This window comes from Dietzia sp. DQ11-38-2 (assembly GCF_014145055.1).
Taxonomy (GTDB): Bacteria; Actinomycetota; Actinomycetes; order Mycobacteriales; family Mycobacteriaceae; genus Dietzia.
Window position 1 is genome coordinate 1 of record NZ_JAALDW010000243.1, and the last position, 3,926, is coordinate 3,926.

3 protein-coding genes are annotated in these 3,926 nt (G+C 69.5%); 2 read left to right on the forward strand and 1 reads right to left on the reverse strand.

Features of this window, described 5'->3' with window-relative positions:
- Positions 1-80 precede the first annotated feature (80 nt).
- The gene (locus G6026_RS09170) at positions 81-1,370 is read right to left on the reverse strand and encodes an MFS transporter (protein WP_107758017.1); all 1,290 of its coding nucleotides are present in this window, start codon (positions 1,368-1,370) and stop codon (positions 81-83) included.
- 314 nt (positions 1,371-1,684) lie between these two features.
- On the opposite strand from G6026_RS09170, the gene cmrA reads away from it, so the two are divergent.
- Both cmrA and orn read left to right on the forward strand, forming a co-directional pair.
- Positions 1,685-2,503 carry a mycolate reductase gene (gene cmrA, locus G6026_RS09175; RefSeq protein WP_182612978.1) on the forward strand — a complete coding sequence of 273 codons (819 nt, stop codon included), beginning with the start codon at positions 1,685-1,687 and terminating at the stop codon, positions 2,501-2,503.
- 577 nt (positions 2,504-3,080) lie between these two features.
- Complete coding sequence (gene orn / locus G6026_RS09180; RefSeq protein WP_182612977.1) at positions 3,081-3,749, forward strand: oligoribonuclease; 669 nt, start codon at positions 3,081-3,083, stop codon at positions 3,747-3,749.
- Positions 3,750-3,926 lie beyond the last annotated feature (177 nt).

The following is a 3,926-nucleotide window of genomic DNA, read 5'->3' on the forward strand; positions in this document are numbered from 1 at the left end:
GGGTGCTGGGCAGGCCAGGCAGAGGGGCACTGGGCAGGCCAGGCGGCAGGGTGCCGCGACCAGTCAGGACGGCGCCGCGATCAGGCGGTGCCGGCCCAGGTGGTCGACGTCTCGGCGCGGGTCGGGGTGCGCACAGGCAGCAGCAGGACCAGACCCACCAGCAGGACCAGCGCGATGCCGGCGATTCCCGCCCGGTCGGTGCCGAATCCCCAGGTGAACAGACCGAACAGCGCGGGGGCGAGGAACGACACCGCGCGTCCGGTGGTGGCGTAGAGGCCGAACATCTGGCCGTCACCGCCGGGCGGCGCGAGGCGGGCGAGGAAGGACCGCGACGCCGACTGCGCCGGGCCCACGAACAGGCACATGAGCAGGCCGAAGAGCCAGAACATGGCGGTGCCGTCCACAAACAACAGAACCGTCATGGTGCCGAGCATCGCCGCGAGCGAACCGATGATCACCGCCTTCGGCCCCGCCAGGTCGTCCGCGACCCCCGCCACCGCCGCGCCCAACGCCGCCACCACGTTGGCCGCCACCCCGAAGATCAGCACGTCCCCCGGCGCGAGCCCGTACACCGTGACCGCCAGGATCGCCCCGAAGGTGAACACCCCCGCCAGCCCGTCGCGGAAGATGGCGCTGGCCACGAGGAACTTCACGGTCCGCGGGTCCCGGCGCCACAGGGCCTTGAGGTCCCGCCAGAGGATGCGATAGGACTCGGTGAAGGCCACCTCGTCGTCGTCGCCAGACCTCGCCCGGGGCCGGTTCTCCGGCACCGACCGCAGCACGGGCAACGCGAACACCGCGAACCACACCGCCGCGACCAGGCACACCAGGCGCACGTTGAGGCCGCCGTCGGTCGGAATGCCCAGCAGGCCCCGCTCGTCGCCGTCGCCGGAGATGAAGCCGAGGAACGCGGTGAGCAGCAGCACGATCCCGCCGAAGTAGCCCATCGCCCACCCGAAGCCCGACACCCGCCCCACGGTGGCCGGGGTGGAGACCTGCCGCAGCATGGCGAAGTAGGACACCTCGGCGAACTCGAACGTGATGGACCCCAGCGCGAGCAGCAACAATCCCACGAAGAACCACGGATAGGGCGCGTCCGCGTCGACCAGGACCATCAGCGCGGTCAACGCCACCGTGAGATAGGTCCAGATGGCCAGCGAGCGGCGGCGACGCCCGCCCCGGTCCGCCCGTTGGCCCATCACCGGCGCGGTCACCGCGATCACCAACCCGGCCAGCGCGATCGCGATGGACAGCCAGGTCGCGGCCGAGAACGGGCCGTCGAGGTCCGCGCCGACCGAGTCGGTGAGATACACGGAGAAGACGAAGGTCACGATCACCGCGTTGAACGCCGCCGAGCCCCAGTCCCAGATCGCCCAGGAGAAGACCTGGCCGCGGGTGGCGGGGCGGGGATCGGGCGACGACGACGAGGTGGCGGTCTCTGGAGGGGGCGGTGTCCCGGTGCTGCTCACGCCCTAGAACCTAGTGGCTGGCGGTTCGTCAGTGGCCTCGCGAGCGCAGGTGGCGGGTCCATTTCCGCCGGCGTGGTGCCGTCCCGGTTCCCACCGCCGGTGACCGGTGCCCTTGATCGCCGGCGCCGCACCGGGAGGCGTCTCCGACTCCCCCGTTCACCACCCTCGCCGGTACGCTCACCCTCGGCCCTGACCACCTGACCCGAGGACGCATGATGCCGCTTCCCCTGCCCACCGCGACGAATCGTGCTGTCGTCACCGGCGCCTCCTCCGGGATCGGCATGGCGCTGGCCGCCGAGTTGGCCCGCCGCGGGCATTCGCTGATCGTCGTGGCGCGGCGCGGCGAGGTGCTGCAGGAGCTCAAGGAGCGGTTGGAGAGCCAGTTCCCGGTGACGGTCGAGGTGCGGGCCTGCGACCTGTCCGATCCGGCCGAGCGGGCCCCGCTACTGGAGGAGCTGGCGGGCCGCGAGGTCTCGATCCTGTGCAACAACGCCGGCATCGCCACGTTCGGTCCGGTCGCCACACTCGATCCGCAGTACGAGAAGAGCCAGGTCCAGGTCAACGCCGTCGCCTGCCACGACCTCGTGCTGGCGGTCCTGCCCGGAATGGTCGAGCGTCGCTCGGGCGCGATCCTCAACGTCGGCTCCGCGGCCGGCAACATGCCGATCCCCAACAACGCCACCTACGCGGCCACCAAGGCGTTCCTCAACACCTTCTCCGAGTCACTTCGCGGCGAGCTCAAGGGCACCGGAGTCAACGTGACGCTTCTGGCGCCCGGCCCGGTGCGCACCGAGGAGATCGCCGAGGAGGACAAGACGTTCGTCGACCGCCTGGTCCCCGACCGCTTCTGGGTGGACACCACGTACACCGCCCGGATCTCGCTGGACGCGCTCGCCCGGAACAAGATGCGCGTGGTCCCGGGACCCCTCGGCCAGGCGATGTCGGTGGCGGGCAACTACACCCCGCGCGGGGTCATGGCCCCGATCGTGGGACGGTTCTACGCCAAGCTCGGCGAGGGGCAGGCCGAGGCCTGATCGGCCGACCTCGCGAGCAGTCTCCGGCAGTTGCCAAGCATGGCCCGGCTGCTAGGGAGGCGGCGGCCCTAGCCAACGAATGCCGTCTGCGTGCTCACGGCCCTCCGCTGGGGGGTGAGCTGGATAGAAATCATTGAGCAGTACTGCCCCGGCAACGATGTCTGGATCATCCGGTGAGAACCCGCCTCGCAAGTCCACCAAATTCATGAACCGTCCGACGCGGACCGAGCGCTTCCCCGTGTCCGGAGCGCCAGGGAAAGCCCAGACCAGTCTTACGAATCCGCCCGTCAGTGCCAGTTCTTCCACCCTGTAGCGAACGACCCCGGGAGAGTCGAACTCCGTTCCGGGGCGTTCCGCCAGGATTTGTCCCATCTCCGCGAGGAATCGCAAGTTCCACTCATCGGTTGCCATCGACGGTGAGTTTTCGGGGTCGGCCGCGGACGAGGGCATATCCCCACCCTACTGAGGACGTCAGCTGCCACACGGCGGTGCTCCAGACGCCTGCAGGCTCGACGCGGTGGTGGGGGGCCGCAGACGTGGGACGAAGCTTGGAACGCTGCGGCGATATAGTCGAGCGATGCCAGAGTCGAGCGCCGATCCCACCCCTGTCGCGACGTCGAGCCCGACGCCCCACAAGGAGTCCAAGAACGACCGGATCGTGTGGATCGACTGCGAGATGACCGGCCTCGACACCGCGAACGACGCGCTGGTGGAGATCGCGGCACTGGTCACCGACTCCGAACTCAACGTCCTGGGCGACGGCGTGGACATCGTCATCCACGCCTCCGACGCCAAACTGGCCGCGATGCTGCCGGTCGTACGGGACATGCACTCCTCGTCGGGGCTGACCGAGGAGATCCGCGCCTCCGCTGTGACGGTGGCGGAGGCCGAGAAGCAGGTGCTGGACTACATCCGCGCCTGGGTCCCGGTCAGCGGGACCGCTCCCCTCGCCGGCAACTCGATCGGCACCGATCGCGGGTTCCTCGCCCGGGACATGCCCGAGCTCAACTCCTACCTGCACTACCGGATGATCGACGTGAGCTCGATCAAGGAGCTGTGCCGCCGCTGGTATCCGCGCATCTACTTCGGCCAGCCCGAGAAGGGCATGTCCCATCGTGCCCTGGCAGACATCAAGGAGTCGATCCGCGAGCTGAAGTACTACCGCGCCACGGCGTTCGTCCCGCAACCGGGTCCGACCACCGACGAGGTGCGCGCGGCCGCGGGGGCCCTGCCCCCCGTGGACTGACGGAGCCACGCGCCGCCGCGCGGGGCCCGGCCGACGACGGTACCTGGCGATTTCCTGACCGGCGCACCGACCGGGTAGCATCATCAACGCCGTTCGCGAGGACGGCGATGGTGGCTGTAGTTCAGTTGGTAGAGCACCAGGTTGTGATCCTGGCTGTCGCGGGTTCGAGTCCCGTCA